The following is a 26675-nucleotide window of genomic DNA, read 5'->3' as shown; positions in this document are numbered from 1 at the left end:
GGCCTATTGGAGCGCGACGCTCGTCAATGAACAAGCCTATCGCCTCGTCCGCCAAGCCGGCGTTCACCAAAGCCGACATCTTGCCCGGCTCGCTGTCGGCCGGCACCGCTGCGTCGCTGCTGGCCGCAGTGGGCGATGTCGCGTTCATCCTGTCCAGTGATGGTACGATTCTCGACGTTGCGGTGACGCAGGGCGATCTCGCCAATCACGGGTTCGCCGGCTGGGTCGGTGAGCCCTGGGCGGAGACGATGACGGTCGAAAGCCGCTCCAAGGTGGGGGAAATGCTCGCCGCGGCCGGGACGGCGGGCGCGCCGCGCTGGCGCCAGGTCAATCACGCCGCGGCCGGCGGGGATGTGCCGGTACGATATCTGGTCATGACGCTGGGCGAGCGGCTGATCGCGATCGGGCGCGACATGCGCGGCGCGGCCACGGTCCAGCAGCGGCTGCTCCAGACGCAGCAGTCGCTCGAACGCGATTACATCCGGCTCCGCCAAGCCGAGACGCGCTACCGTCTGCTGTTCGACATGGCGTCCGACGCGGTGCTGATCGTCGATGCCGATACGCGCCGTATCCGCGAGGCGAACCCGGCGGCGCATCGCCTGCTCGACGCCGCCGACGGCACGTTGGTCGGCGGGCCGGTGCATGCGATCGTCGCGGCGCCGGATCGCGACAATCTCGTCGCCTATCTCGGCGCAGCGGAGGCGGCGGACGATCTCGCGCCGGTCGCGGTGCGGCTGGCGCATCGCGGCGAAGCGCAGGTCTCGGCGCGGCTGTTTCGCCAAGCCCGCCAGCCGTTGCTGATCGTGCGGATCGATCCCGCCGATGCCGCCGCCGCCGGGCACCGCTACGACGCGACGCTGAGCGACGTCGTCGAGCGGATGCCTGATTCGTTTGTGTTGGTGGATCGCGACCTAATCGTGCTGACCGCGAACGCGGCTTTTGTCGAACTGGCCGAAATGCCCTCAATCGAGCGTGTCGTGGGCGCGCGGCTCGGCTCGTGGCTCGGCCGCCCCGGGATCGACCTCGAACTGATCGTCGCGCAACTGCGCGAACATGGCGCCGTCCGCAACGTCGCCACGATCCTGCGCGGCACCGCCGGCGCGCAGGCGGAGATCGAGGTGTCGGGCGTGGTCGCGCCGATGAACGGCAGCGAATGCTACGGCTTCACCATCCGGCACGTCGGCCGCCGGCTGCGCCAGCCGCCGCTGGCGCTCACCGACGCGCCGCGCTCGGTCGAGCAACTGACGGAATTGGTCGGGCGCATGTCGCTGAAGGAGATCGTGCGCGAGAGCACCGATCTGATCGAGCGGCTGTGCATCGAAGCGGCACTGACCTACACGTCGGACAATCGCGCCTCGGCGGCGGAAGTGCTCGGCGTCAGCCGACAGAGCCTGTACTCGAAGCTGCATCGCCATGGGTTGGGAAATCTGGTCTCGGGCGACAATTGAGCGCTGCGCTGGCCCGTTGGCGTTTCCCCGGCGCATCCCCTGCCGCCCGGCGGCGAAGGACCTGATATGGCCCCGGTAAAGGCGATGGGCGCGGTGCCGGCAGCGTTTGCCGCGCCAGGACCGCTGGTGATCGGCGGACGTCCGGCGGCGGAGTGGGCCGCCGAGGGCGATACGCCGCTGTTCGTCTACGATCTCGGCATGGTCGCGGCGCGGGCGGCGGCGTTGCGCGCGGCATTGCCGGGCGTGGATATCCATTACGCGATCAAGGCCAATCCGCTGCCCGCGATGGTCGCGGCGGTGGCGCCATGGTTCGACGGGCTGGACGTGGCGTCGGACGGGGAGCTGGCGATCGCGCTCGGCGCCAAGCCGGCGGCGGCGATCAGCTTCGCCGGGCCGGGCAAGCGTGTCGAGGAACTGGAAGCGGCGATTCGCGCCGGTGCGACGATCAATCTCGAATCCGTGGGCGAAGCCGATCGCGCGCTGGCGGCGGGGGGGCGGCTCGGCATCACGCCGCGCCTCGCGGTACGGGTCAATCCGGATTTCGAACTGCGCGGCTCGGGCATGAAGATGGGCGGTCGCGCCTCGCCGTTCGGTATCGATGTGGACGAAGCGCCCGGCGTGGTGCGCCGGTTGCGCGCGGCGGGGGCGGATTGGCGCGGCTGGCATATCTTTGCCGGGTCGCAGTCGCTGGACAGCGCGGCGATCATCGAGACGCAGGCCGCGACGATCGCGCTGGCGGCGCGCCTCTCCGACCAGGTCGGCGCGGCGCCGCCTTTGGTCAATCTGGGTGGCGGTTTCGGCATTCCCTATTTCGCCGGCGACCGCGCGATCGATCTTCCCGCAATCGGGGACGCCCTGGCATCGGCGCTCGCCGCGCGCCCCGCGATCCTTGCGCCATCGCGCTTCGCGATCGAGCTCGGGCGCTACATCGTCGGCGAGTGCGGCGTGTATCTGACGCGCGTGATCGAGCGCAAGGTAAGCCGCGGCGAGACCTTCCTCGTCGTCGATGGCGGGCTGCACCACCAGCTTGCCGCCTCGGGCAATTTCGGCACGGTGGTGAAGCGCAACTATCCGGTTGCCGTGGCGACCGCCGCCGCCGAAGCGCCGACTGAGACGGTGTCGGTGGTCGGCTGCCTGTGCACGCCGCTCGACCGGTTGGCCGATCGCGTGACGCTGCCTGTCGCCGCGCCGGGCGACCTGATCGCGGTGTTTATGGCCGGTGCCTATGGCCTCTCGGCCAGCCCCAGCGGGTTTCTCGGGCACCGCCTGCCGGCAGAATTGCTGGCCTACGCCACTCGTTCCTAACGCAATTTTTACCGGACCGGACGCATAGCCCGAGGATAGCCCGCAAACCGCGCCGGAGTGACCTCTCCGCCGGACGATGGCGGCAGGAGGTTCGTGCGATGCGTTTCGATGGTCTGAAGGCGGTTTCGGCAGTGGCGATGACGGCCACCATGCTTTCCGGGTGCATGGGCGGCGGGGGCCGATCCGAGCTGCCGCCGGCGAGCTTCGTCGCGACGCAGGAGCGGCCGGGTGAGGAATATATCATCGGCCCGCTCGATCAGTTGCAGATCTTCGTGTGGCGCAATCCCGAACTGTCCTCCGACGTGCAGGTCCGCCCCGACGGGCGCATCACCACGCCGCTGATCAGCGACATGCCGGCGGTCGGCAAGACGCCGGCGATGCTGGCCGACGACATGAAGATCGCGCTCAGCGAATATATCAAAGATCCGATCGTCTCGGTGATCGTGAAGAATTTCAGCGGGACGTTCAGCCAGCAGGTGCGCATCGTCGGCGCGACGGAAAAGCCGGCCTCGATCCCGTATCGCGCGAACATGACGCTGCTCGACGCGATGATCGCCGTCGGCGGGCTCAGCCAATATGCCGCGGGCAACAAGGCGCGGCTGGTGCGCTACGATCGCGGCACGGGCAAGCAGGTCGAATATAATATCAAGCTCTCCAGCCTGCTCAAGAACGGCGATGCGAGCGCCAATGTGCGGCTCGAGCCGGGCGACGTGATCATCATCCCGGAAAGCATGTTCTGAGATGAACGGTCTGTACGACGAGCTGCACCTCGCGCTGCACGCGATCTGGACGCGGCGCTGGCTGGCGATGGCGGTGGCGTGGGTCATCGCCATCCTCGGCTGGCTGGGCGTGTCGCAGATTCCCAACAGCTATGAATCGCGCGCCCGCGTGTTCGTACAGATGCAGACGATCCTGCCTTCCAAGGTCGGGATCACCGCGATCGACCAGCAGAAGGACGTCGATCGCGTCCGCCAGACGCTGACCAGCGCGGTCAATCTCGAAAAGGTCGTGCGCGGCACGGATCTGGCCAATACAGTGCAGACCGATCGCGACGTCGCCGACCGCGTGGCCGGCCTGCAAAAGGCGATCACGGTCACCGCGCAGCAGGACAATCTGTTCGAGATCACCGCCAAGGGATCGAGCCCCAAGATCACGCGCAGCATCGTGCAGAAGCTGATCGACATCTTCGTTGAGGAAAATCTCGCCGGCGATCGCGACGAGACGACGCAGACATTGGGCTTCCTCGATGCGCAGCTCGAACAGCGCCAGAAGCAGCTGCAGGATGCCGAAGCCAAGCGCACCGATTTCCAGAACCGCTATATGGGCTCGCTGCCCGGCACCGGATCGCTGACCGACCGGATGGGCACGGCGCGCACGCAGATGGCGCAGGTCGAGAGCGATCTCGCCGCGGCGCAATCGAGCCTCGCGGCGGTCAACGGGCAGATGGCGGGCACGCCGCAGAGCATCCCGGGCGTGGGCGGCGCGGCGGCGGCGGCCGGGCCGGCACGCGCGCGGCTCAATCTGATCCAGGGCCAGATCGCCGAAGCGCGGGGCCGCGGCTATACCGACAATCATCCCGACATGATCGCGCTGAAGAACCAGCTCGGCGCCGCTCAGGCGGCGGCGCGCAGCGAGCCGATGGCCGGCGGCGGCGGGGCCGGGGGCTCGCCCAACCCGCTCTATCTGTCGCTGCGGTCGATGCAGGCGGAGAAGCAGTCGCAGGTCGCGGCGCTGACGATGCGCAAGATGCAGCTGCAGAACGATCTCGACACGATCAATTCGAAGCTTGCCGGCGATCCCGCGGTCGCCGCCGAACAGAGCCAGATCGAGCGCAACTATACCGTGCTCAAGGACCAGTACGACAAGATGCTCGCCGATCGCGAGGACATCAAGCTGCGCGGTCAGGCGCAGACGCAGACCGATGCGATCAAGTTCAGCGTGATCGATCCGCCGACGTCGCCGCGCGTGCCGACCGCGCCGAACCGCCCGCTGCTGTTGACCGGCGTGCTGGTCGCGGCGATCTTCGGTGGGATCGGTGCGGCCTTCGCGCTGGGCCAGTTGCGCACCACCTTCGCCACCGCCGGGCGGCTGGAAAAGGCCAGCGGCATGCCGGTGATCGGCTCGATCGGTGAAATGGTGACGCGCGCGCAGAATGCCGATCGACGCCGCAAGCTGCTCTATTTCGGCGGTGGCGCCGCGGCGCTGGCCGTCGCCTATGTGGCGCTGCTCGGCGTCGAGATGATTTCGCGGGGGCTGGCGGCATGACCGAGATGCGCAAGATCCGGCCGTCGCTGCTCGAACGCGCGGCCGAGGCCTATGATTTCAGCGCGCCGCTGCGGGCGCCGGTCGTGCCGGCGGAGGCGCCAGCATCGGTCCCCGCGGCACCGTTGCCGACGCGCCTCGACGACGAAGTCGACGCGCTTCCGGAGGCGCCGCTCGACCTCGACACGCCTGCGTTGCGTACCGCGTCACCCGGGGGGGCCTCGGTGCGGATCGATCGCGCGATGCTGGCCGAGAAGGGGCTGCTCGTTCCCGGTGCGCCGATCGGCGCGCTGGTCGAGGAATTCCGCCAGGTGAAACGCCAGCTGCTGATCACCGCGCGGGCGATCCGTGGTGGCGATGCGGACAAGGCACGCACCATCCTGGTCTGTTCGGCCAATGCCAATGACGGCAAGACCTATTGCGCGATCAACCTCGCCATCTCGCTGGCGGCGGAGCGCGACGTGCAGGTCCTGCTGGTCGACGCCGATGTCGCCAAGCCCGACGTGATGACGCAGCTCGGCGTGCGCGACGGCCCGGGCCTGCTCGACGCACTGGGCGATCCGACGATCGACGTGGAAAGCTGCATCGTCGAAACCGACATTCCGCAGCTCAGCCTGTTGCCGGCCGGCACGCAGAGCAATACCGATACCGAACTGCTCGCCAGCGGGCGGACGCAGGCGGTGATCGCCGATTTGCTGGCCGCCGATCCGACGCGGATCATCGTGTTCGATTCGCCGCCCGCGCTGGCCGCATCGCCGGCATCGGTGATGGCGGGTGTGGTCGGGCAGGTCGTACTCGTGGTGCGCGCCGACAAGACCAGCGAGAGCGATCTGCGCGATGCGGTCGCGCAGCTTGATGGGTGCGAACATATCCAGCTGGTGTTGAACGCCGTGTCGTACGCGCCCGGCGGCCGACGCTATGGCAGCTATTACGGACAGGAAGACGCGGCATGAAGCGGTCCATTCTCCTTGCCGCGGGGGCGCTCGGCGCGCTTGCGGCGTCCCCGGCGGCGGCGCGTGATCGCGCGCGGACGCAGGTCACGCCGTATATCGAGCTTGGCCAGGTGCTCACCGCCGATCTCCAGTCGGGGGACGTGCTGACCTATTCGACGGTCACCGCGGGGATCGACGCGACGGTGCAGACGCGCACCGTGGAGCTGCAGCTGAGCTATCAGTACCAGCGCAACATCAGCTGGGACAAGGATGTCGGCGACGACGATATCCATAGCGGGCTGGCGCGCGCCGCGGTGCGCGTCGCGCCCGGGCTCAGCATCGAGGGCGGCGCGCTCGCCACCCGCGCGCGCTCGGATATCCGCGGCGCGGCCCCGGTCGTGCTGTCGGCCAACGACCAGAATATCAGCCAGGTCTATTCCGCTTATGTCGGGCCGACCTATACCGGCAATCTCGGCGCGGCGAGCGTCGGCGCGAGCTATCGCTTCGGCTATACCAAGGTCGAGGCGCCGGGATCGACCGGCGTCCTGCCCGGCAGCCCGCCGCTCGATACGTTCGACGATTCCAAGAGCCATCTGGCGCAGGCGTCGATCGGCGTGAAGCCGGGCACCGTGCTGCCGATCGGCCTGACCGCCAGCGCCGCCTATGAGCGCGACGATGCCGGGCAGCTCGACCAGCGCTACGAGGGCAAATATGGCCGCGCCGATGCGGTGCTGCCGGTGTCGGGCACGCTCGCGCTGGCGGCCGGCGTCGGCTATGAGAAGATCACCACCAGCCAGCGGGCTGCGCTGGTCGATAGCACCGGCCAGCCGGTGGTCGATGCCGATGGCCGCTTCGTCACCGACAAGAGCGCGCCGCGCCGCATCGCTTACGAGACGGACGGGTTGATCTACGATGCCGGCGTGCTGTGGCGGCCGAGCCCGCGCACCTTCCTCGAGGCGCGGGTCGGCAAACGCTATGGCGGCACGACCTATATCGGATCATTCAGCTATGCCGCGAGCGATTCGCTCGGCATGCGGATCGGCGTGTACGACAGCGTGCAGACGTTCGGGCGACAGTTGCGCGACGGTATCTCCCAGCTGCCGTCGAGCTTCATCGATCAGCGCGACACGTTCGGCCAGCAATTCTCCGGCTGCACGTTCGGCCAGTCGAGCGAGCAGGCCGGCGGCTGCCTCAACAGCGTGTTCCAGTCGATCTCCAGCTCGAGCTACCGTGCGCGCGGCGTGGACGGCGTGATCGGGGTCAATCGCGGGCCGATCAGTTTCGGTGCGGGCATCGGCTATGCCAATCGGCGCTTCTATTCGCCGCCCGGCACGAGCTATTCGATCGTCGGCGTAACTGACGAGAGCTATTACGCCCAGGCCTATTTCAACGCGACGCTGGACCGCAATTCGGGCATCAACACCGATGTCTTCGCCAATTATTACGAAAGCGGGCTCGGCACGCAGCCGGGCATCACCTCGCTCGGGGCGACCGGGCTGTATTACCGCAATTTCGGGCGGATCGGCACGACTGCATCGCTCGGCCTCTACAATTTCAGCCAGGAGGGCGCGGACGACCAGACGTCGGCGCAGGCGCAGGTCGGGGTGCGCTACAGCTTCTGACGACGGTGAAGGATCGGTTAACCGGTTCCGGTTAGGATGATGGCGTAGACCCGAGCTACGCCGGTGCAAGGTGGTGACGATGTACGACGACCATTACGGATTGAGCGGCCGCCCGTTCCAGCTGACTCCCGATCCGCGATTCTGGTTCGAAACCGCCACGCACCGCAAGGCGATGGCCTATCTCGGCTATGGCCTGGCGCAGGGCGAGGGCTTCATCGTCATCACCGGCGATGTCGGCGCGGGCAAGACCACGCTGGTCGGCCATCTGACCGCGACGGTCGATCGCGACCGGCTGCACGTCATCAAGATCGTCTCGACGCAGATCGAGGCGGAGGATCTGCTGCGGTTGGTTGCCGGCGGGCTCGAGGTCGAGACGGCCGGGCTGACCAAGTCGCAGCTGCTCACCGCGATCGAACGCGGGCTGCATGCCATGGCGCGCGGCGGCAAGCGCACGCTGCTGATCGTCGACGAGGCGCAGGCGCTGCCGGTGTCGAGCCTCGAAGAGCTACGCATGCTGTCGAATTTCCAGGCCGGCGGGCATGCGCTGCTGCAGATCTTCCTGCTCGGCCAGCCCGAATTCCGCGAGCGGCTGCATGGCTCGGAGCGGCTCGAACAGCTGCGTCAGCGGGTCATCGCGATGCACCATCTCGATCCGATGGGGCCCGAGGAAGTCCAGCCCTATATGGTCCATCGCCTGTCGCTGGTCGGCTGGCAGGACAATCCGCACTTCACCGCCGATGCCTATGAGGCGCTGTATCACGGCTCGGGCGGCGTGCCGCGCCGGCTGAACCAGCTGGCCGGGCGGGTCTTGCTGTTCGGTGCGATCGAGCAGGCCGCGGTGATCGACAGCGAAATCGTCGCCGCCGTGCTGGCGGATATCGCCGGTGACGCACCGGAATCGGTGCGCCCGGCCGTGGCGCCCGCCGCCTTCACCCTGCGGGAGCCGGAGCCGGAACCGGCCCCCGCACCCGAACCGGTAGCGTCCCCCGTCCAGGCCCCGGTACAGGGGCCGCGGCCGATCTTCCATGTGCCGCCGCCGAGCGAGCCGCTGCCGATCCGCGCGCCGCGCGAGGACCCGCTGGTCCGTGTCCGGCCCGCGCCGGTGCCCGACCCCGTCGCCGTGCCGGAGCCCGAGCTGGCAGTAGAGCCCGAGCCCGCGATGGCGCCAGAGCCCGCGCCGGTCGCGGAGACGCCGGCGCCCGTCGACACCGCGCTGAGCGAGCGCATCGCTTCGCTCGAAAGCCGCATCGAGGAGCAGGAAGCGGCGTTGCGTCGCGTGCTGACCTTGCTGGTCGATTGGGTCGAGGTGGATGCCCGCCCCGATGCCGCGACGGTGCGCGCCGCTGCGGGACGCTGACATGCGCCACGCGCTGTCGGTCGATGTCGAGGACTGGTTCCAGGTCGGCGCGTTCGAAAAGGTGATCGACAAGGCCGATTGGGACGGGCTCGAGCGGCGCGTCGAGCGCAATACCGATGCCGTGCTGGCCCTGTTCGGCGAAAGCGGGGTCAAGGCGACGTTCTTCACGCTCGGCTGGGTGGCGGCGCGCCATCCCGCGCTGATCCGCCGCATCGCCGATGCCGGCCACGAAGTGGCAAGCCATGGCTGGGACCATCAGCGCGTGTTCACGATGGATCCGGCCACGTTCCGCGCCGATCTGGCGCGCACCCGCAAGACGCTGGAGGATGCCGGCGGCCAGGCGGTGACCGGCTATCGCGCCCCAAGCTTCTCGATCGACAAGCGTACGCCCTGGGCGCACGAGGCGCTCGCCGCCGCGGGCTATGCCTATTCTTCGAGCGTCGCGCCGATCGCGCATGATCATTATGGCTGGCCGGAAGCGCCGCGCTATGCCTTCCGCCCGATCGCCGGTGCCGATCTGATCGAGGTGCCGGTGACGGTCGCCGACCTGCCGGGCAAGAGGCTCGCCACGGGGGGCGGGTTCTTCCGCCTGCTGCCGGCGCAGCTGATGAATTTCGCGGTACGTCAGGTGTCGCGCGAGGGGCAGCCGGCAATATTCTATTTCCACCCCTGGGAGATCGATCCCGGCCAGCCGCGTGTCGGCAATGCGCCGCTGCGCTCGAAGCTGAGGCATTACAGCCGGCTGGAGGCGATGGCAGGCAAGCTGCGCGGCCTGATCGCCGGACACGACTGGGGCCGGATGGACGCGGTGGTGGCCGAGGCGCGGAAGCGGCTCGCGTGACCATGCCGTTGCCGGCAACACCGCTGGCCCCGACCTTGACGTTGCGGTCGGTCGATCTCGCCGATCCCGCCGAGCGCGCGCGGATCGATGCCTGGGTGCGCGTGCAGCCGGCGGCGACGCCGTTTCACCTGCCGGCATGGAGCGTCGCGGTGGCGCGGGCGTGCGGCCATAAAAGCCATACGCTGGTTGCCGAGCGCGCGGATGGCTCGCTCGCCGGGATGGTGCCGCTGACCGAAATCGCCTCGCCGCTGTTCGGCCGCGCGCTGGTGTCGAACGGCTTTGCCGTCGATGGCGGGATCCTGGCGGCGGATCCGGCCGCCATACGCGTGCTCGGCGACGGCGCATGGGCACTGGCGCAGGCGCTGCGTTGCCCAACGCTGGAATTGCGCGGCGGCCCGGCCGAAGGGCCGGAATGGCACCGCGACGAACACACCTATCTCGGCTTCGTCCGGCCGCTGGCGGCGAGCGACGAGGCGGAATTGCTTGCGATCCCGCGCAAGCAGCGCGCGGAGGTGCGCAAGAGCCTCGACAATGATCTCGCCGTCGAGATCGGCAGCGGCGCCGGGGACCGCAAGGCGCATTATGCGGTCTACGCCGAATCGGTGCGCAATCTGGGCACGCCGGTGTTTCCCGCCGCGTTGTTCCGCGAGGTGCTGGCGGAATTCGGCGATGCGGCGGACATCCTCACGGTGCGCGCGGGCGGCGCCGCGGTCGCCAGCGTGCTCAGCCTGTATTTCAACGGCACCGCCTATCCCTATTGGGGTGGTGGCACGGCGGCGGCGCGGGGGCTGCGCGCCAATGATCGAATGTATTTCGCGCTGATGGCGCATGCCCGGGGCAGGGGCTGCACGCGCTTCGATTTCGGGCGCTCCAAGGCCGGGACGGGGCCGGCGGCGTTCAAGAAGAATTGGGGTTTCACGCCGCAACCCTTGATGTATGTCAAACGCGCAGCTTCCCAAGAGATGCTTCGCGACATCAATCCGCTGAGCCCGCGCTACCGGGCGAAGATCGAGATGTGGAAGAAGCTGCCGTTATGGGCGGCGAACGTGATCGGCCCGCATATCTCCAAGGGACTGGGGTAATGGGCGACATCCTGTTTCTGGCACATCGCGTGCCTTATCCGCCCGATCGCGGCGACAAGATCCGCGGCTTCCACATCCTCAAATTCCTCGCCGCGCGCAAGCGCGTGCACCTGATCGCCTTTGCCGACGATCCGCGCGACATGAACCGCAAGGAGGGGCTGGCGCCCTATACCGGGCATCGCTCGATCCTGTGGCGTTCCAAATCGCGCGCGACCGCGGCGGTGCAGGCGCTGCTGCGGCGCAAACCGGTGTCGCTCACCGCCTTTGCCGATCGGCCGCTGCAACAGGCGGTGGATGCGGTGTTGGCGCGCCATCCGATCGATACGATCTACGTCTTTTCGAGCCAGATGGCGCAATATATCCCGGTCCACCGCCGCGCCGACGTGGTGATGGATTTCGTCGACATGGATTCGGCCAAGTTCGCCGATTACGGCAAGGGCTCGTGGGGGCCGACCGGATGGATGATGCGGCGCGAGGGGCGCCTGCTCGCCGGATACGAGAAAGCGGTCGCGAAGACCGCGACGGCCAGCCTGTTCGTCAGCGAGGCGGAGGCGGCGCTGTTCCGCCACAAGACGGGCGCCGAGCGCGTCTTCGCGGTCGAGAACGGGATCGATACCGAGCTGTTCGATCCGCAGGCGGCGTTCAAACGCATCGATACGATCGGCCAGCTCATCGTGTTCACCGGGCAGATGGATTATCGCCCCAATATCGAGGGGGTGACCTGGTTCGTCGAGACGATCCTGCCGCACATCCAGGTCGATCATCCGGGCGCCAGGTTCGCCATCGTCGGCCGCGCCCCGACCGAGGCGGTCAAGGCGCTTGCAGCGCATCGCGGCGTGATCGTGACCGGCGAAGTGGCCGACGTACGCGGCTGGCTCGCCGCCGCCGCGGTCGTCGTCGCCCCGCTGAAACTCGCGCGCGGCGTGCAGAACAAGGTGCTCGAGGCGATGGCGATGGCGCGGCCGGTGGTCGCATCCGCTGCCGCCGCGGAGGGCATCGATCATCAGGACACGATCCGTGTGGGTGAGACGGTCGGCGAACTGGCGGAACAGGTCAGCATCCTGCTCGGCAATCCCGCGATTGGCGCGGATCTCGGGCAACGCGCGCGCGCGCAGGTGCAGCAGCGCTATAGCTGGGCGGCACGGCTCGCGCCGCTCGACCAGATCATGGGCCTCCGCATCAAGCAACCGCCGCGGCGCGCGGCATGACAATCGCGCTGCCCGTCGCCGCAACGGCCCGCCCCACGACCGACGCGACGTGGCGGCGACATGTGCTGGTGCTGGCCGGCGTGGCGATTGCACTGATCGCGCTGTTCCGCCGCGATGCCGGCGATCTGGCGCATATCTGGTGGACCAGCACGACGTTCGGGCACTGCCTGTTCATCACACCGGTGCTGGCCTGGCTGGTCTGGCAGCGCCGCACGCAGCTCGCCGCGCTGACCCCGGTGGCATGGGCACCGGGGCTAGCGTTGGTGGCGGTTGGCGGGTTCGGCTGGCTGCTCGGCGAGGCCGCGAGCGTGGCGCTGGCGCGGCATCTCGGGGTGGTGATGATGCTGCAGGGTGCGGTGGTGACGCTGCTCGGGCCGAACGTCGCGCGCGGGCTGCTGTTTCCACTCTGCTATGCGGTGTTCCTGGTGCCGTTCGGCGAAGGACTGGAAGCGCCGCTGCAGACGTTGACGGTCGAGATGATCATGCCGCTGCTGCATCTGTTCGGCGTGCCGGCCGAAGTGGATGGCGTGCTGATCACCATTCCCAACGGCTATTTCGAAGTGGCCGAGGCCTGTTCGGGCGCGAAGTTCGTCATCGCGATGATCGCCTACGGCACGCTGGTCGCCAATGTCTGCTTCGTCTCGTGGCGCCGCCGGCTGGTCTTCATGCTCGTCGCGCTGATCGTCCCGATCGTCGCCAACGGCCTGCGCGCGTTCGGGACGATCTATGCCGCGCATCTGACCTCGGTCGAGCGCGCCACAGGGATGGATCATATCGTCTATGGCTGGGTGTTCTTCGGCCTGGTCATGGCGGCGGTGATCGCGCTCGGCTGGCGCTGGTTCGATCGCGCGCCGGACGATGCCGTGTTCGATCCCGCGCGGTTGCAGGATCAGCCACGCGCGCGGATCGATACGCTGGTGGCGGCGGCGCTGGTGCTGACGATCGCCGCGGTGTTCCCGGCCTGGTCGGGGGCGATCGCCGGGCGCGCGCAGGTCCTGCCCGAGGCGATCGCGCTGCCCGTGGTTCCTGGCTGGCAGCGCAGCGCGATGAGCGTGCGCGCGCCCTGGTCGCCTTATTATCCCGGCGCCGATCATTATCTGATCGGGCGCTACCGCGACGGTGCCGGCAATGCCGTCGATCTCGCGCTTGCCGTCTATGGCAGCCAGCGCGAGGGCAAGGAACTGGTGTCGTTCGGCACCGGGGTGCTGCGCGAAGACGATATCTGGGTGCGGATCGACAATCTGCCCGATCTCGACGGCGGCAGTGCGATGCGCATCACCGCGCCGGGCCCGGTCGAGCGGCAGGTGGTGACCTGGTACCGGGTAGGTGACGTGCTGACGCATAGCGACAAGCGCGTGAAGCTGGCGACGCTCGAGGCCAAGCTGCTGGGCGGGCCGCAGCGCGCGGTGGCGGTGCACCTTTCGGCCGAGGTGCAGCCGGGGGTGGAGACGAGGGCGGTGCTGGCGCGGTTCCTGGCCGCGCTGGGGCCGGTCGAGCAAGTCGCGGACCGCGCGGCGGGCATGCCTGTCCGCTGATGATCAGCCCGGCCTTGTCGCGGAGGCGATGCGCGGCCATGAGCGATCTGGACCTGTCAGTGGTTTGGCTGACGCGCGTGGATCCTGTAATGCCCCCGTGGCGACTGCTGGGATAAGATCGAATGTGCGGCATCGCCGGCCTCTATTACCCCACCACGCCCAAGCCGGTGGACCCGGCGCGGATCCGCGCGATGGCCGATGCCCAGGCGCATCGCGGGCCCGATGGATCGGGCGTGTGGACCGCCCCCGGCGTCGGGCTCGGGCATCGGCGCCTGTCGATCATCGACGTCGCCGGATCGCCGCAGCCGATGGCGAGCGCTGACGGCGCGCTGACCATCACGTTCAACGGCGAGATCTACAATTATGTCGCGCTGCGCCACGAGCTGCAGGCGCGCGGCGCGGTGTTCAGGACCTCGGGCGATACCGAAGTGCTGCTGCACGGCTGGGCACTGTGGGGCCCGGCGATGCTCGACAAGCTCAACGGCATGTTCGCCTTCGCGCTGCACGACAGCCGGCGGCAATGCCTGTTCCTGGCGCGCGACCGGCTCGGCGTGAAGCCGCTCCATTATGCCGAACTGTCCGATGGCGCTTTGGCCTTTTCGTCTGAACTGAAGGGCCTGCTCGCGCATCCGTCGCTGCGCCGCGAACCCGAGATCCGCGCGATCGAGGATTATATGGCGTTCGGCTATGTGCCCGACGACACCTGTATCGTCGCCGGCGTGAAGAAACTGGCCGCCGGCCATTCGCTGCTGATCGAGCGCGGCCGGCCGGTGCCGGCGCCGTCGCGCTGGTGGGACGTGGACTTTTCGCGTCGCGCGACCGGATCGGCCAGGGCGCTGGAGGAGGAGCTGGTCGCGCTGATGCGCGATGCGGTGCGCGCGCGCATGGTCGCCGACGTGCCGCTGGGCGCGTTCCTGTCCGGCGGGGTCGACAGTTCGGCGGTCGTCGCGCTGATGGCCGAGGCCTCGTCCAAGGCGGTGAGGACCTGCACGATCGGGTTCGACGATGCCGGGCATGACGAGCGCGGCTATGCCGCCCAGGTGGCGCAGCGCTTCGCCACCGATCACCGCGAACGCGTCGTCGCGGCGGACGATTTCGCGCTGATCGATACGCTGGTCGCGGCGTTTGACGAGCCGTTCGCCGATGCCTCGGCGCTGGCCACCTACCGCGTCTGCGAACTGGCGCGCGAGAACGTGACGGTCGCCCTGTCGGGCGATGGCGCGGACGAGGCGCTGGCCGGCTATCGCCGCTATCGTTTCCAGCATGCCGAGGAACGCGTTCGCGGACTGCTGCCGGCGACGATGCGCGCGCGCGTGTTCGGCGCGCTGGGGCGGCATTATCCCAAGGCGGATTGGGCGCCGCGTCCGCTCCGCGCCAAGACGACGCTGCTGGCACTCGCCGAGGACGGGGCGGAAGGCTATGCCCGATCGGTCGGCGTGACCACGCCGGCGCTGCGCGCCTTGCTCTTTTCCGATGCGGCGACGCGCGCGCTGCACGGCCATCGCGCCGAAGACCGCTATGTGCGCTCGATGCGCGATGCGCCGGCACGCGATGCGCTCGATCGCGCGCAATATGCCGATTTCCAGCATTGGCTGCCCGGCGACATTCTCGCCAAGACCGATCGCACCAGCATGGCGGTCAGCCTGGAAGCGCGCGAACCGCTGCTCGATTACCGCCTGGTCGAATTCGCCGCCACGCTGCCCGTGTCGATGCGGCTCAGGCGCGGGCAGGGGAAGTGGCTGATGAAGAAGGCGATGGAACGCTATCTGCCGGCGGATATCCTCTATCGACCCAAGATGGGTTTCGTCACGCCGATCAGCGCCTGGTTCCGCGGGCCGCTGGCAGGCGAGGCGGCGGCGCTGGCCAAGTCGCGCGTGCTGGCCAACTGGTTCGATTCCGCCGCGATCACGACGATCGCCGCCGACCACCGCGCCGGCCGCGCCGAGCATGGCCGGACATTGTGGCAGCTGGTGATGCTCGAACGCTCGATGCAGCGCCTGTTCGGCTGATCCAAGTTAAGCTTCTGTAGTATAACCATTAATTCGTGCTGATCGAGGTCAGCGGCGCGGCGTTTCGGAGGAACGTTGCCGGCCGCGGCGTGGTTGGGGCTTCCGATATCCTGGGAGACGTCACGATGTTCATGCACAACAAGCGACTGCAATATACCGTCCGCGTTTCGGAGCCGAACCCGCATCTGGCGACGATGATGCTCGAGCAGTTCGGCGGTGCCGATGGCGAGCTGGCCGCCGCAATGCGCTATTTCACGCAAGGGCTGGGCGAGGACGATGCCGGCCGCAAGGATCTGCTGCTCGACATTGCCACCGAGGAACTGAGCCATCTCGAAGTGATCGGCTCGATCGTCGCGATGCTCAACAAGGGCGTCAAAGCGCAGCTTTCCGAAGCGGCCAAGAACGAGGTCGAGCTCTACCGCATGATCGGCGCATCCGGCAGCTCGGCCAAGGGCGCATTGCTGTTCGGTGGCGGGCCCGCCTTGTGTGACTCGGCCGGCGTGCCATGGACGGCTGCCTATATCGACAGCCGCGGCGAACCGACTGCCGATCTGCGCTCCAACATCGCTGCCGAAGCGCGCGCCAAGATCGTCTATGAACGCCTGATCGCGATCACCGACGATCCCGGCATCAAGGATGCGCTCGGTTTCCTGATGACGCGCGAAGTGGCGCACCAGAAATCGTTCGAGAAGGCGCTGTACGCGATCGAGAACAATTTCCCGACCGGCAAGCTGCCCGGCATCGAGAAATATGCCAATCTCTACGTCAACACCTCGCAGGGGGAGGGCGATGTCGAAGGCCCATGGAATTCGGGCGATCAGTGGCAGCGGATCGACGATCTCGAGGAAACCATGCCGATCGATGGCGGCGACGGCACCGCCTCGGTCGGGCTTGATGGCGACGACACCAAGGTGGCGGCGCAGCTGGCGGCGCGGACGATGTCCGATCCGGCCAGCGATCCGCGTACCGGCGTGGATCTCGGCGCGGGCCCCGGGGCCGGCATGACCAGCGATGGCGATCAGGGCGGCGCCGCGGATATCGACGATGCCGTCGAGATGGCCGATGCGATGACCGCCAAATAGGCTGTCGCCCGATGAACGGCGGCGCGGGCGATCGCCCGCGCCGTCGCGCGCGTCAGCCGGCGTGCGAGGAGAATACCGCCATCGCCGCGTGCAACGTCAGCGCCACCAGCGCGAGCGAGGACGCGAAGAACAGCACGAAGCGCAGCGACACCTTGTTGACGGTCGCCTGCCATACGCTGTGTGCGATGCGCAGGCCGACATAGGCCCAGGCGATCCACGCATTGACACCGTTACCGGTGCCGGTCAGCGCGATCACCATGCAGACCGCGTAGAACAGCGTCGGCTGTTCCATCAGATGGTTGTAATTGTGCGCCTTCCACTGCACCTCGCGCGGCAGGCCCTGATCGGCATCGGAGGGCTTGCTGCCGACCAGCTTGCCGAGGTCGATCCCGGACGCTTTCATCGCCGGCAGGCGCGTTGCCATCATCCAGATCAGCATGACCAACGTCCAGGCGATCAGCACGACCACCGGCTTCAAAATCTCGCTGTGCATTCCCCATCTCCCCTTTTCCGCGATGCTGACGGACCGACCGGCGCAACGCAACGGTCTTGGGCGATATTTGCGCGTGTCATCGTCCCGTCATCAAACCCTAACCGCGCGTTTACCTTGGGCGGAATAGACGCAGGTGCATGATAGACGATCCTGCACTGCCGCGTACCGCCCCGTCACAGACGCGGGGTACGGGCAGTGGGCGCCACCAGACGGTATTACGGGGCGCGCCTTTGTCCGCCGTTATCCAGCTGTTCCGCCGCTATCCCGACATGCGCTCGCTGCCCGTCATCGAGGCGGACGGCCGGCCGGTCGGGATCATCCGCGAACTGGACGTGCGGAACATCCTGTTCAATCCCTACGGGCACGCGCTGATGCAGAATCCGAGCATCGGCGGCTCGCTGCACGATCTGGTGCGTGCGTGCCCGAGCGCGGACGACGGCCAGCCGACCGGGCGATTGCTGGAGATCTATGCCGCGTCGGGCGGCGACGACGGGCTGATCCTGACCCGTCGCGGCAAGTTCCACGAACTGATCGATCACCGCGATTATGTGCGGCTCGCAGGCGAGCGCGATATTGCGCTCGCCCGCGAGCGGCTGGACCGGGCCGATCGGCTGGATCGTGCCAGCCGCGCGTTCACCAGCGACATCGCCGAACTGTCCGATGAGCTCAGCGGCGTCGCGGCAATGGTGCGGCAGGTCGCGCAGCAGCTTTCCGGCCGCGCCGACAATACCAGCACGGAGGCTGCCTCGGTTGCCGTGGCGCAAGGGCAGACTGCCGACGCGCTGGAGGAGATTGCGCGCGGCGGGCGCGGGCTGGCCTTGTCGCTCGAGCGCATCGTCGCGGAATCGGGCGAGGCGCAGCGCATCCGCGGCGAAGCGCAGGGCGCCGTCGGCGCGGCCGGCGCGCGCGTCGCGGCGCTGACCAGCACGGCGCGCGCGATCGACGACATGCTCGCGCTGATCCAGCGCATCGCCGCACAGACCAACCTGCTCGCGCTCAATGCCGGGATCGAGGCGGCACGCGCCGGCGAGGCCGGGCGCGGCTTCGCGGTGGTCGCCAATGAAGTGAAGACGCTGGCGACGCAGACCAGCGTCGCGGCGCGCGATATCGCCGGGCACGTCGCCAAGGTGCACAATGTGCTCGATCAGGTGGTCGACGGACATCGCGGGATCGAGCAGGCGATCGCGGCGATCGCCGTCATCTCGCTGTCGATCGATACCGCACTCGACCACCAGCACGAGGCGACGCGGATCATCACCGCCAGCGTCGGCCAGTCGGTCGAGGCGGGGGCGGACATGGGCAACCGCATCCGGCAGATCAGCGACGGCGCCGCCGCAATCGGCGGCGATGCCGATACGTTGCAGGCCATGTCGCATACGCTGGCGGGGTCCGCCACGCGGCTGCATCAGCGGGCGGCGACCTTCGTCGAGGTCGCCGCCGGTCAGTGATCAGCCGAATCTAAAGATCAGTCGAAGCTGGCACCCCAGCGACGCTTCACGCGATCCTTCCACAGGCCGCGATGATAGGCGTCCGATGCCAGCAGCGGCATCACGCTGCCCGCTTCAGCGAACACCATCTGCTCGATGCCCGTGTTCACCTTGCCCCACGAAGCGGCTTCCTGCAGCGTCGAGGACGAGCAGGCGCCGTCGCGCACGTCGGCAACCGTGATCTGCACCGCGTACTTGTGCACCTGGACGTCGTCATGACCGAGGATCTCGGCGCAGACGACGGTGTCCTGGATGAAGTTCTTCGGCACGCCGCCGCCGATCATCAGCAGGCCGGTGGTGCCCGCCTTGATCTTGATCTCGGTAAGCTCGCGGAAATCGGCGATCGCATCGAGCACCATGTACGGCTTGCCGGCCTTCACCGCATCGACCTGATGCTTGACCAGACCGAAGCCGGCCGAGCTGTCGACGAACGCCGGGCAGAAGATCGGCACGTCATGCTCAAAAGCGAGCTTGACCAGGCTGTTGTCCTTCTTGCCGTGCTCGACCAGATACTTGCCCATCTCGCGGATGAACTCGCGGCTCGAATAGGCGCGCGGCTCTAGCGTCTCGGCAATCTCGAAGATCGTGTGGTCGACGTGCTGGAGCTGCTCCTCGTCGATATAGGTGTCGTAGATCCGGTCGATCAGCAGCGAGCGCAGGGTGTCGTCGTCCGGCACTTCCAGCGCCTGATAATGCTTGTGGCCGAGGCCCTCGAAGAAATCCATGTCGACGATCGTCGCGCCGGTGGCGACGATGCCGTCGATCATGTTGTTGCGCAGCAGCTCGGCATAGAGATCCATGCAGCCGCCGGCCGAGGTCGAGCCCGCGATGACCAGGAAGATCGAGCAATCGGGATCGGCGAGCATCTGATTGTAGATGTCGGTCGCGCGGCCGAGATCGCGGCTGGTGAAGCTCATCTTCTTCATCGCGTCGACGATCGGGCGTGCGTCGAAGCTGGTGATGTCGATATGCTCGACCTGCCTCGACAGCAGCTCGGCCTTGCGGTTGGTGTTGAGGGGGTCGGTCATGTCATTTCTCCAAATTCCCCTCCCGCATGCGGGAGGGGTTAGGGGAGGGCGTGTCCGCCGCGGTCCCCATCGATTACAGGCCCTCCCCCAGCCCCTCCCGCATGCGGGAGGGGAGGGAGAAAGCGCGATAGTGAGAGCGTATTACAGCGTGACGACGTTCGAGGCGACCTCATCGTCGGCCTCGACGTACAGCGAGACCATCGGCTCGTCATGCATCACCACCGTCTCGTCCGAGCCGAAGCCGTTGAACGCGGTGCGCATCGCGCAGCCATAGGCGCCGAGCATGCCGATCTCGATATAATCGCCGGCAGCGGTATCGGCGGGCAGCATGAACGGGCCGACCATATGGTCCATGTCGTCGCAGGTCGGGCCGTAGAAGCTGAACGGCAGGTCCTTGGCGCGGCTGTCGGGTTCGCGGAGCAGCTGCACCGGGAAGCGCCAGCCGATATGCGCGGCATCGAACAGCGCGCCGTAAGCGCCGTCGTTGATATACAGTTCGTCGCCGCGGCGCCGTTCGACGCGCACGATCAGCGAGCTGTATTCGGCGCACAGCGCACGGCCCGGTTCGGCCCACAATTCGGACGAATAGCTGACCGGCAGCGATTCGAACGCACGGTGGATCGTCTCGAAATAGCGCTCCAGCGGGGGCGGCTCCATGCCCGGATAGGACGAGGGGAAACCGCCGCCGACATCGATCACGTCGACCGTCACCGCGGCCTCGACGATCGCCGCGCGCACGCGCTCCAGCGCATTGCTATACGCTTCCGGCGTCATCGCCTGGCTGCCGACATGGAAGCAGATGCCGAGCGCATCCGCCGCCTGGCGCGCCGCGAACAGCAGCTCCTTGGCTTCGTGCGGCGCGGCACCGAACTTCGACGCCAGGCTGAGCATCGAATGTTCGGACGACACGCGCAGCCGGACACACAAGGTGAGATCGGCGGCATGCTTCGTCGCGACGAGGATCTTCTCCAGTTCCTCGAGCGAATCGAGGCTGAACGTCCGGCAACCATGCGTGAAATACGCCTCGGCAATCGCCTCCGGCGCCTTCACCGGGTGCATGAAGCACAAAGTCGCCTCGGGCAGCGTACGCGCAACGAGACGCACCTCGCCGATGGAAGCGACGTCGTAATGCGTGATGCCGTTATCCCACAGGACCTTGAGCAGGTCCGGCGAGGGATTGGCCTTGACCGCATAGAGCGACCGCCCCGGAAACTTCTCGACGAAGAAACGGGCGGCGCGCGCCGCGGCGTGCGGGCGAATCAGGGTAACCGGCTGGACCGGTTTGGTGTTAGCGATCTCGTTGACCGAGGGAGACAGAACGGTTTCCCGGGTCGAATGGGCAGTCGCTAACCCCAGCGCGTTATGATGCTTGTGCAATTCAAGGGACCTCCAATGTCCGTAGACAAGTTCACGAAAACACTGCCTTGCGGTTGGAAGTCCCATGGGGCAGCGGATGGGCGAAATACGGTCCAGCTTTGTGGATGTAAAGCGGTATCGGACCCCCGGAGATGAATCGTGACATTTGTGAGACATCCGACCCGCGCCGGGGTCCGCGACGCCGCTGCGAAGATCGCGTCGGTGATCCCGGCGTCGCCACTTTTGACGTCGGAAATCAAAGGCTTGTCTGTCGCTTTCAAATGCGAGTGCCTGCAGCCGATCGGCGCTTTCAAGCTGCGCGGCGCGTGGCATCGCTTGACCGCGATCGATCCGGAAATGCGCGCCCCCGGGGTGGTCGCCTTCTCCTCGGGCAATCATGCGCAGGGAATCGCCTGGGCGGCGAAGCGGCTCGGCATGCCCGCGCTGATCGTCATGCCGGCCGACGCGCCGGCGGCCAAGCGCGATCATACGCTCGCTTTGGGCGCCGAGATCGTCAGCTATGACCGCCGTAGCGAAAGCCGCGAATCGATCGCCGCCGGGCTGGCCGAGGCGCGCGGCGCGGTGCTTGTGCCGAGCTTCGACGATCCCTGGGTGATCGAGGGGCAGGGCACGGCGGCGATCGAGGCCGCTGCGCAGATGGCGGCATTGGGGCTCGGGCCGGTCAGGCAGGTGCTGGTGCCGTGCGGCGGCGGCGGGCTGGCCGCCGGCAGCGCGCTCGCGCTGCCCGATGCCGTGGTCACCGTGGTGGAGCCGGAAGGCTGGGACGATATGCGCCGTTCGCTGGAATCCGGCTGGATCGAGCCGGTCGGCGCCAACCCGCCGCCGACCGCGTGCGATGCGCTGCAGACGATGCGCGTGTCGCCGCTGACCTTCGACGTGCTGGCGCGGCGCGGGGTGCGCGGCGTGGCGGTGAGCGAGGCGGAAATCCGCACCGCGCAGCGCTGGGCGGCGGATCGGTTGCGGCTCGTGGTCGAGCCGGGCGGCGCGGTGGCGCTCGCTGCGATGCTGGCGGGCAAGGTGGCGGTGCAGGCCGGCATGCTGGTGCTGCTGTCCGGCGGCAATGTCGATCGCGCAGCCTATGGGCGGGTACTGGCGGGCACGGATTGATCGGGTAAGAGGGCGGCATGAACACCGAGACGCTCACCGGCATCGGCGCTGCCGCGCCCGCCATCGCCATGCTGGGCATGTTCGCCTGCCTTGCGGGCGGCATCTATTTACTGGTCAAGGGCCGCGAGCGGAAGCGCGCCGTGCTGATGCTGGTGATGGCGGTGGTGCTACTTGGCAACGTGCTGATCTGGACGCTGTAACCCGCACTTTGCCACCATCCCCGTCGTCACCCCGGCCTTGCGCCGGGGCCCCGCTTCTTCGTTGCGCCAGCGGATGAAGAAGAAGCGGGATCCCGGGTCGAGCCCGGGATGACGCATGGATCAGCGAATGGGGCTGTTCGGATCGAGCCGCATATCCAGATACTTGTCCACCGAGCCCATCAGTTCGGGCATCTCGTGCTCGAAGAAGTGGTTCGCCTTCGGAATCGTGTCGTGGTGGATCGTGATGTGCTTCTGCGTGCGCAGCTTGTCGACCAGCTTCTGCGTGGCGAGCGGCGGCGAGACTTCGTCATTCTCGCCCTGGATGATGATGCCGCTCGCCGGGCAGGGCGCGAGGAAGGTGAAGTCGTACATGTTGGCGGGCGGCGCGACCGAGATGAAGCCGCGGATTTCCGGCCGGCGCATCAGCAGCTGCATGCCGATCCACGCGCCGAAGCTGAACCCGGCGATCCAGGTGGTCGAGGCTTCGGGGTGGAAGCTCTGCACCCAATCGAGCGCCGAGGCGGCGTCGGACAGTTCGCCGATGCCATTGTCGAACGTGCCCTGGCTCTTGCCGACACCGCGGAAATTGAAGCGCAGCGTCGCGAAGCCGCGGCGCTGGAACGTCTTGTAGAGTTCCTGCACGATCTTGTTGTTCATCGTGCCACCCGCGGTCGGGTGCGGATGCAGGATCATCGCGACCGGCGCGCGCGGGCGCGGCCCCGGGGAGAAACGACCTTCGAGACGGCCTTCGGGACCGGGGAAAATGACTTCTGGCATGGGACCTGCTGACTAATCTGGGGGCCCCACCTCAGACGGACGTGGAGCACTGGGATGTGCGCGCTATATAAGACGCGCACTTACTTTCGCAATTGGAACGACTCCTGACCGCTTCTCCGATCATTCCTGCGCCAGACCGCGTGTATCTCGATCATGCTGCGACCACGCCGATGCTGGCCGGTGCGCGGGCCGCGATGAGCGAGGGGATGTTGCGCTGGGCCAACCCGTCCTCGCCGCATGCCGAGGGCCGCGCGGCCAAGGCGGCGCTGGAGGACGCGCGGCGCGCGGTCGCGGCGGCCTATGACTGGCGCGGCGAGACGCTGTTCACCAGCGGCGCCAGCGAATCGCTCGCCATCGTCACGCACCGCGCGGGCCCGCCGCGGCGGATCATCACCGCGGTCGAGCATGATGCGGTGATGCGCTGGGCCGGGCCGGAGACGGTGGTACTGCCGGTCGGGGCGGACGGCATCGTGTCGCTGGAGGCCTTGACGGACGCGCTGGCGGCCGGGCCGGCGCTGGTGACGGTGCAATGGGCGAATAGCGAAACGGGCGTGCGCCAGCCGATCGCGGCGATCGCCGCGCTGGTCCATGCCGCGGGATCACTGCTGCTGGTCGATGCGGCGCAGATGCCGGTCGGCGCGGATGCCGATGTGGCGCTGCACGCCGATTTCGTCGCGCTGTCGGCGCACAAGCGTGGCGGGCCGCCGGGGGTGGGGGCATTGCTGGTGCGCGATCTCGGCACCTTGTCGCCGACCGGGGGGCAGGAGCGCGGTTATCGGCCGGGCACGGAAAACCTGCCCGGCGTGCTCGGTTATGCCGCAGCGCTGGCCGAACCGGAGCCGGATCACGCCGCGCTGCGCGCTATGCTCGACGATGCGGTCACCCGCTCGGGCGGGCAGGTCATCGCCGCCGCCGCGCCGCGCCATCCGGCGATCGGCGCCTATCGCATGCCCGGCGTGGCGAGCTTCGTGCAGTTGATCGACTTCGACGCGGCCGGCTTCGCCGTCTCGGCAGGCAGCGCCTGCGCCTCGGGCAGCATGAAGCCGAGCCATGTGCTGCGCGCGCTCGGGTTGGGCGACCAGGCGGTGCGCGAAGTGGTGCGCGCAAGCTTCGGGCGCTCGACGACCGAGGCGGAGGTGCGCGCGTTCATCGCCGCGTGGCGCGCGGTGGCGCGCTCCAAGCAGCGCTTCGTGGCATGATCTATCTCGATTACCAGGCGACCACCCCGCTCGCGCCCGAGGCGTTCGAGGCGATGCTGCCCTGGCTGAAGGACAACTTTGCCAACCCGCATTCGTCGCACGCGGCCGGGCGCAAGGCGAAGGCGGCGGTGGAGCACGCCCGCGGGCAGGTCGCGTCCCTGCTGCCGCCGGGCGGGCGGCTGGCCTTCACCGGCGGGGCGACCGAGGCGCTCAACTGGGCGATCAAGGGGGCCGGAGTAGGTCGGATCGTGACGCTGGCGAGCGAACATGCCGCCGTGCTGGATACGGTGGAGGCGCTGGCGCGGCAGGGGCGCGAGGTCGTCGTGCTGCCGGTTGGTCCCGACGGGCTGGTCGAACTTGATGCGGCGCGGGCGGCGATCGTGCCGGGCACGGCGTTGGTCGTGGTGATGCTGGTCAATAACGAGATCGGCGTGATCCAGCCGGTCGCCGAACTGGCGGCGCTGGCGCACGCGGTCGGCGCGCTGCTGCTGTGCGATGCGGTGCAGGGCTATGGGCGCGTGGCGATCCCCGACGGCTGCGATCTGGTCGCGGTGTCGGCGCACAAGATTCACGGCCCGAAAGGGATCGGCGCCTTGTGGATCCGCGATGGCGTGACGCTCGAACCGTTATTGCATGGCGGTGGGCAGGAGGCTGGAGGGCGGTCTGGCACCTTGTCACCGGCCTTGTGTATCGGGTTCGGTGCGGCGGCGCGGCTGATGAGCGAGCGGCGGGACGAGGATACGGCGCATGTCGAGCGTTTGTGGCAAGCTGCGGTTGGCACCCTTAACCGGGGTGACGGGATGTGGGGGGTCAATGGCTCCACCGATCATCGATACCTCGGCAATCTCAACCTCCGGCGCGACGGGCTCGATGTCGCCCGCCTGATGTCCGACCTGCGCGACCTTGCCTTCTCCGCCGGCTCGGCCTGCGCCAGCGGGTCGGGGCGCTCCAGCCACGTCCTTCGCGCCATCGGGCTCGGCGAAGCGGAGGCGCGGTCCAGCATCCGTCTTGGATTCGGGCGTTACACGAGCGAAGCGGAGCTGATTACGGCGCTCGATCGCATCGTGGTGGCGGCCGATGCGCAGCGGGTGGCGGGTTGAATTTGGCGCTGCCTTCCTGTGTGTACCACCCCGGCGCACGCCGGGGCCCAGTTGTGGAACAGTTGGTAACGGGTGTGTCGTGTCGTCGCTGGACCCTTCGCAACTGGGCCCCGGCGTCCGCCGGGGTGGAGGTTACGGTTTGTATGCTGCTCTCGATCGGGGCCCGCGCATGACACTGATCCGCTTCATCGCCACCGACGGTGCGATCCGCGAGGTGCACGGCGCTGCCGGCGATCGCCTGCTCGATCTCGCCCAGGCCGACGGCCAGCCGCTGGAGGGCACGTGCGAGGGGCAGATGGCCTGCTCCACCTGCCACGTGATCATCGCTCCGGAGGACTTTCCCCGCCTGCCGCCGGCCAGCGCCGACGAGGAGGATATGCTCGATTTCGCAACCGGCGCGACCCGTACCTCACGGCTCGCCTGCCAGATCCGTCTGCCCGCCGCGCTCGACGTGCTGACCGTAAAAATGCCCGGTGAGTTGCGGAACAGTAAGGGAAAGTGACCGTTTCGCTACCGTGCCGACCACGGCGCACGTAAGGAGACGATATATGAAATTCCTCGGATTGATCGCCGCTGGCATGCTCGGCGCGCTGAGCCTCGCACCGGCCAGCGCCAGTGCGGCCGCTGCCCCGTCCGCTGCCACCGTCGCCGTCGCCGGTGCCGCCGTTGCCACCCAGGCTGTCGTCGTACGCGAGCGCACCGTCGTGCGGCGCGACAATCGCGGCTATCGCAACAATCGCGGCTGGCGCAACAACCGCAACCGCTGGGGCACGCGCCGCGTGTGCACCAACCGCTGGCGCGCAGGCCGTAAGATCCGCACCTGCCGTTCGGTTCGCTATCGCCGCTAACAGCGGGGATTGATCACCCCGCCCGATTTCCCTAGAGGCGCTCTTGGAAGTCGGGCGGACGTGGTCGTCGCCAACCTGGTCAGATCCGGAAGGAAGCAGCCACAACGATTTCGCCACGGGTCGTTCCGGCTTCCACCGCGCAGCGCGCACGGCGTTGTACCAGCGCCGAGACGCGCAAGCGCGGCCGGCGGGGCAAGCAGCCCCGTCAGACGACGTGGCTTTGCCACGGCGCCTTTGCAGCTTCCGACATATTCCGCCTCCAGCCGCAGTGCTCACAGCACGTTGGATCCCGGACCAAGTCCGGGATGACGGATGGGTAGGTGACCCACCGCCGCCAAACCTTTCCCTTACATCCCACGTCATCCCCGCCTAGATA

24 protein-coding genes and 1 other RNA gene are annotated in these 26675 nt (G+C 67.9%); 21 read left to right on the top strand and 4 right to left on the bottom strand.

Features of this window, described 5'->3' with window-relative positions:
- Nucleotides 1-26 precede the first annotated feature (26 nt).
- From ppsR to NV401_RS13015, 13 genes are all read left to right on the top strand, one after another.
- On the top strand, nt 27-1448 hold the full coding sequence (gene ppsR, locus NV401_RS13075) for a transcriptional regulator PpsR (RefSeq protein ID WP_261294876.1): 1422 nt from the start codon (nt 27-29) through the stop codon (nt 1446-1448).
- Between the two features lie 66 nt (nt 1449-1514).
- On the top strand, nt 1515-2753 hold the full coding sequence (locus NV401_RS13070; protein ID WP_261294875.1) for a pyridoxal-dependent decarboxylase, exosortase A system-associated: 1239 nt from the start codon (nt 1515-1517) through the stop codon (nt 2751-2753).
- Nucleotides 2754-2851: 98 nt separating this feature from the next.
- A complete protein-coding gene (locus tag NV401_RS13065; RefSeq protein ID WP_261294874.1) occupies nt 2852-3493 on the top strand; it encodes an XrtA/PEP-CTERM system exopolysaccharide export protein in 642 nt (213 codons plus the stop codon).
- Nucleotide 3494: 1 nt separating this feature from the next.
- A complete protein-coding gene (locus tag NV401_RS13060) occupies nt 3495-5018 on the top strand; it encodes an XrtA system polysaccharide chain length determinant (RefSeq protein WP_261294873.1) in 1524 nt (507 codons plus the stop codon).
- The gene (locus tag NV401_RS13055; protein ID WP_261294872.1) at nt 5015-5968 is read left to right on the top strand and encodes an AAA family ATPase; all 954 of its coding nucleotides are present in this window, start codon (nt 5015-5017) and stop codon (nt 5966-5968) included. The genes NV401_RS13060 and NV401_RS13055 overlap by 4 nt, the downstream gene beginning before the upstream one ends.
- Entirely contained in the window at nt 5965-7569 is a 1605-nt protein-coding gene (locus NV401_RS13050) for a hypothetical protein (RefSeq protein ID WP_261294871.1), read from the top strand. The genes NV401_RS13055 and NV401_RS13050 overlap by 4 nt, the downstream gene beginning before the upstream one ends.
- 79 nt (nt 7570-7648) lie before the next feature.
- On the top strand, nt 7649-8926 hold the full coding sequence (locus NV401_RS13045; RefSeq protein ID WP_261294870.1) for an AAA family ATPase: 1278 nt from the start codon (nt 7649-7651) through the stop codon (nt 8924-8926).
- 1 nt (nt 8927) lies between these two features.
- Complete coding sequence (locus NV401_RS13040; protein WP_261294869.1) at nt 8928-9767, top strand: XrtA system polysaccharide deacetylase; 840 nt, start codon at nt 8928-8930, stop codon at nt 9765-9767.
- Nucleotides 9768-9769: 2 nt separating this feature from the next.
- Nucleotides 9770-10849, top strand: a complete 1080-nt coding sequence (locus NV401_RS13035; protein ID WP_261294938.1) for a FemAB family XrtA/PEP-CTERM system-associated protein — start codon at nt 9770-9772, stop codon at nt 10847-10849.
- Nucleotides 10849-12057, top strand: coding sequence for a TIGR03087 family PEP-CTERM/XrtA system glycosyltransferase (locus NV401_RS13030; protein ID WP_261294868.1), 1209 nt, complete (start codon nt 10849-10851; stop codon nt 12055-12057). Before NV401_RS13035 ends, NV401_RS13030 begins: the two co-directional genes overlap by 1 nt.
- On the top strand, nt 12054-13592 hold the full coding sequence (xrtA, locus tag NV401_RS13025; protein ID WP_261294867.1) for an exosortase A: 1539 nt from the start codon (nt 12054-12056) through the stop codon (nt 13590-13592). The genes NV401_RS13030 and xrtA overlap by 4 nt, the downstream gene beginning before the upstream one ends.
- 122 nt (nt 13593-13714) lie before the next feature.
- Entirely contained in the window at nt 13715-15601 is a 1887-nt protein-coding gene (locus tag NV401_RS13020; RefSeq protein ID WP_261294866.1) for an XrtA/PEP-CTERM system amidotransferase, read from the top strand.
- A 35-nt stretch (nt 15602-15636) separates the two neighbouring features.
- The gene (locus tag NV401_RS13015) at nt 15637-16683 is read left to right on the top strand and encodes a manganese catalase family protein (RefSeq protein ID WP_261294865.1); all 1047 of its coding nucleotides are present in this window, start codon (nt 15637-15639) and stop codon (nt 16681-16683) included.
- 52 nt (nt 16684-16735) lie between these two features.
- Here NV401_RS13015 and NV401_RS13010 read toward each other — a convergent pair whose 3' ends face one another.
- Nucleotides 16736-17176, bottom strand: coding sequence for an MAPEG family protein (locus tag NV401_RS13010; RefSeq protein WP_261294864.1), 441 nt, complete (start codon nt 17174-17176; stop codon nt 16736-16738).
- A gap of 137 nt (nt 17177-17313) precedes the next feature.
- Between NV401_RS13010 and NV401_RS13005 the strand changes: the two genes are divergently transcribed.
- The gene (locus NV401_RS13005; protein ID WP_261294863.1) at nt 17314-18624 is read left to right on the top strand and encodes a methyl-accepting chemotaxis protein; all 1311 of its coding nucleotides are present in this window, start codon (nt 17314-17316) and stop codon (nt 18622-18624) included.
- 17 nt (nt 18625-18641) lie between these two features.
- Here the strand turns inward: NV401_RS13005 and NV401_RS13000 are convergent, their stop codons facing one another.
- Together NV401_RS13000 and NV401_RS12995 are read right to left on the bottom strand one after the other, a co-directional pair.
- Nucleotides 18642-19691, bottom strand: coding sequence for a 1,9-bis(guanidino)-5-aza-nonane synthase (locus tag NV401_RS13000; RefSeq protein WP_261294862.1), 1050 nt, complete (start codon nt 19689-19691; stop codon nt 18642-18644).
- 141 nt (nt 19692-19832) lie between these two features.
- Nucleotides 19833-21068: a type III PLP-dependent enzyme gene (locus NV401_RS12995; protein WP_261294861.1), complete on the bottom strand. Its 1236-nt coding sequence runs from the start codon at nt 21066-21068 to the stop codon at nt 19833-19835.
- 192 nt (nt 21069-21260) lie between these two features.
- Between NV401_RS12995 and NV401_RS12990 the strand changes: the two genes are divergently transcribed.
- Together NV401_RS12990 and NV401_RS12985 are read left to right on the top strand one after the other, a co-directional pair.
- A complete protein-coding gene (locus NV401_RS12990) occupies nt 21261-22175 on the top strand; it encodes a threonine ammonia-lyase (protein ID WP_261294937.1) in 915 nt (304 codons plus the stop codon).
- A gap of 17 nt (nt 22176-22192) precedes the next feature.
- Nucleotides 22193-22375 carry a hypothetical protein gene (locus NV401_RS12985; protein WP_261294860.1) on the top strand — a complete coding sequence of 61 codons (183 nt, stop codon included), beginning with the start codon at nt 22193-22195 and terminating at the stop codon, nt 22373-22375.
- Nucleotides 22376-22495: 120 nt separating this feature from the next.
- On the opposite strand, the gene NV401_RS12980 is transcribed toward NV401_RS12985, so the two are convergent.
- Nucleotides 22496-23152 (bottom strand): alpha/beta hydrolase, encoded by a 657-nt coding sequence (locus NV401_RS12980; protein ID WP_261294859.1) that lies wholly within the window; start codon nt 23150-23152, stop codon nt 22496-22498.
- A gap of 170 nt (nt 23153-23322) precedes the next feature.
- Here NV401_RS12980 and NV401_RS12975 point away from each other — a divergent pair, with 170 nt between their 5' ends.
- The 5 genes from NV401_RS12975 to ffs all read left to right on the top strand — a co-directional run bounded on the left by NV401_RS12975 (nt 23323) and on the right by ffs (nt 26439).
- Nucleotides 23323-24351: a cysteine desulfurase family protein gene (locus NV401_RS12975; RefSeq protein WP_261294936.1), complete on the top strand. Its 1029-nt coding sequence runs from the start codon at nt 23323-23325 to the stop codon at nt 24349-24351.
- Nucleotides 24348-25451 carry a cysteine desulfurase family protein gene (locus tag NV401_RS12970; protein ID WP_261294858.1) on the top strand — a complete coding sequence of 368 codons (1104 nt, stop codon included), beginning with the start codon at nt 24348-24350 and terminating at the stop codon, nt 25449-25451. The genes NV401_RS12975 and NV401_RS12970 overlap by 4 nt, the downstream gene beginning before the upstream one ends.
- Nucleotides 25452-25620: 169 nt before the next feature.
- Entirely contained in the window at nt 25621-25953 is a 333-nt protein-coding gene (locus NV401_RS12965; protein ID WP_261294857.1) for a 2Fe-2S iron-sulfur cluster-binding protein, read from the top strand.
- 46 nt (nt 25954-25999) lie between these two features.
- Nucleotides 26000-26299, top strand: coding sequence for a hypothetical protein (locus NV401_RS12960; protein WP_261294856.1), 300 nt, complete (start codon nt 26000-26002; stop codon nt 26297-26299).
- Between the two features lie 42 nt (nt 26300-26341).
- Nucleotides 26342-26439: signal recognition particle sRNA small type (gene ffs / locus NV401_RS12955), an RNA gene on the top strand.
- The last annotated feature ends 236 nt before the right edge of the window (nt 26440-26675 follow it).

Source organism: Sphingomonas hylomeconis (assembly GCF_025370105.1).
GTDB lineage: Bacteria > Pseudomonadota > Alphaproteobacteria > Sphingomonadales > Sphingomonadaceae > Sphingomonas > Sphingomonas hylomeconis.
This window is presented reverse-complemented; position numbering and strand designations above follow the sequence as displayed.

What these genes read in the sequence shown, in the direction of transcription:
- ppsR (WP_261294876.1), top strand. Translation starts at nt 27, where the DNA reads ATGAACAAGCCTATCGCCTCGTCCGCCAAGCCGGCGTTCACCAAAGCC.
- NV401_RS13070 (WP_261294875.1), top strand. Translation starts at nt 1,515, where the DNA reads ATGGCCCCGGTAAAGGCGATGGGCGCGGTGCCGGCAGCGTTTGCCGCG.
- NV401_RS13065 (WP_261294874.1), top strand. Translation starts at nt 2,852, where the DNA reads ATGCGTTTCGATGGTCTGAAGGCGGTTTCGGCAGTGGCGATGACGGCC.
- NV401_RS13060 (WP_261294873.1), top strand. Translation starts at nt 3,495, where the DNA reads ATGAACGGTCTGTACGACGAGCTGCACCTCGCGCTGCACGCGATCTGG.
- NV401_RS13055 (WP_261294872.1), top strand. Translation starts at nt 5,015, where the DNA reads ATGACCGAGATGCGCAAGATCCGGCCGTCGCTGCTCGAACGCGCGGCC.
- NV401_RS13050 (WP_261294871.1), top strand. Translation starts at nt 5,965, where the DNA reads ATGAAGCGGTCCATTCTCCTTGCCGCGGGGGCGCTCGGCGCGCTTGCG.
- NV401_RS13045 (WP_261294870.1), top strand. Translation starts at nt 7,649, where the DNA reads ATGTACGACGACCATTACGGATTGAGCGGCCGCCCGTTCCAGCTGACT.
- NV401_RS13040 (WP_261294869.1), top strand. Translation starts at nt 8,928, where the DNA reads ATGCGCCACGCGCTGTCGGTCGATGTCGAGGACTGGTTCCAGGTCGGC.
- NV401_RS13035 (WP_261294938.1), top strand. Translation starts at nt 9,770, where the DNA reads ATGCCGTTGCCGGCAACACCGCTGGCCCCGACCTTGACGTTGCGGTCG.
- NV401_RS13030 (WP_261294868.1), top strand. Translation starts at nt 10,849, where the DNA reads ATGGGCGACATCCTGTTTCTGGCACATCGCGTGCCTTATCCGCCCGAT.
- xrtA (WP_261294867.1), top strand. Translation starts at nt 12,054, where the DNA reads ATGACAATCGCGCTGCCCGTCGCCGCAACGGCCCGCCCCACGACCGAC.
- NV401_RS13020 (WP_261294866.1), top strand. Translation starts at nt 13,715, where the DNA reads ATGTGCGGCATCGCCGGCCTCTATTACCCCACCACGCCCAAGCCGGTG.
- NV401_RS13010 (WP_261294864.1), bottom strand. Translation starts at nt 17,176, where the DNA reads ATGCACAGCGAGATTTTGAAGCCGGTGGTCGTGCTGATCGCCTGGACG.
- NV401_RS13005 (WP_261294863.1), top strand. Translation starts at nt 17,314, where the DNA reads ATGATAGACGATCCTGCACTGCCGCGTACCGCCCCGTCACAGACGCGG.
- NV401_RS13000 (WP_261294862.1), bottom strand. Translation starts at nt 19,691, where the DNA reads ATGACCGACCCCCTCAACACCAACCGCAAGGCCGAGCTGCTGTCGAGG.
- NV401_RS12985 (WP_261294860.1), top strand. Translation starts at nt 22,193, where the DNA reads ATGAACACCGAGACGCTCACCGGCATCGGCGCTGCCGCGCCCGCCATC.
- NV401_RS12980 (WP_261294859.1), bottom strand. Translation starts at nt 23,152, where the DNA reads ATGCCAGAAGTCATTTTCCCCGGTCCCGAAGGCCGTCTCGAAGGTCGT.
- NV401_RS12975 (WP_261294936.1), top strand. Translation starts at nt 23,323, where the DNA reads ATGCTGGCCGGTGCGCGGGCCGCGATGAGCGAGGGGATGTTGCGCTGG.
- NV401_RS12970 (WP_261294858.1), top strand. Translation starts at nt 24,348, where the DNA reads ATGATCTATCTCGATTACCAGGCGACCACCCCGCTCGCGCCCGAGGCG.
- NV401_RS12965 (WP_261294857.1), top strand. Translation starts at nt 25,621, where the DNA reads ATGACACTGATCCGCTTCATCGCCACCGACGGTGCGATCCGCGAGGTG.
- NV401_RS12960 (WP_261294856.1), top strand. Translation starts at nt 26,000, where the DNA reads ATGAAATTCCTCGGATTGATCGCCGCTGGCATGCTCGGCGCGCTGAGC.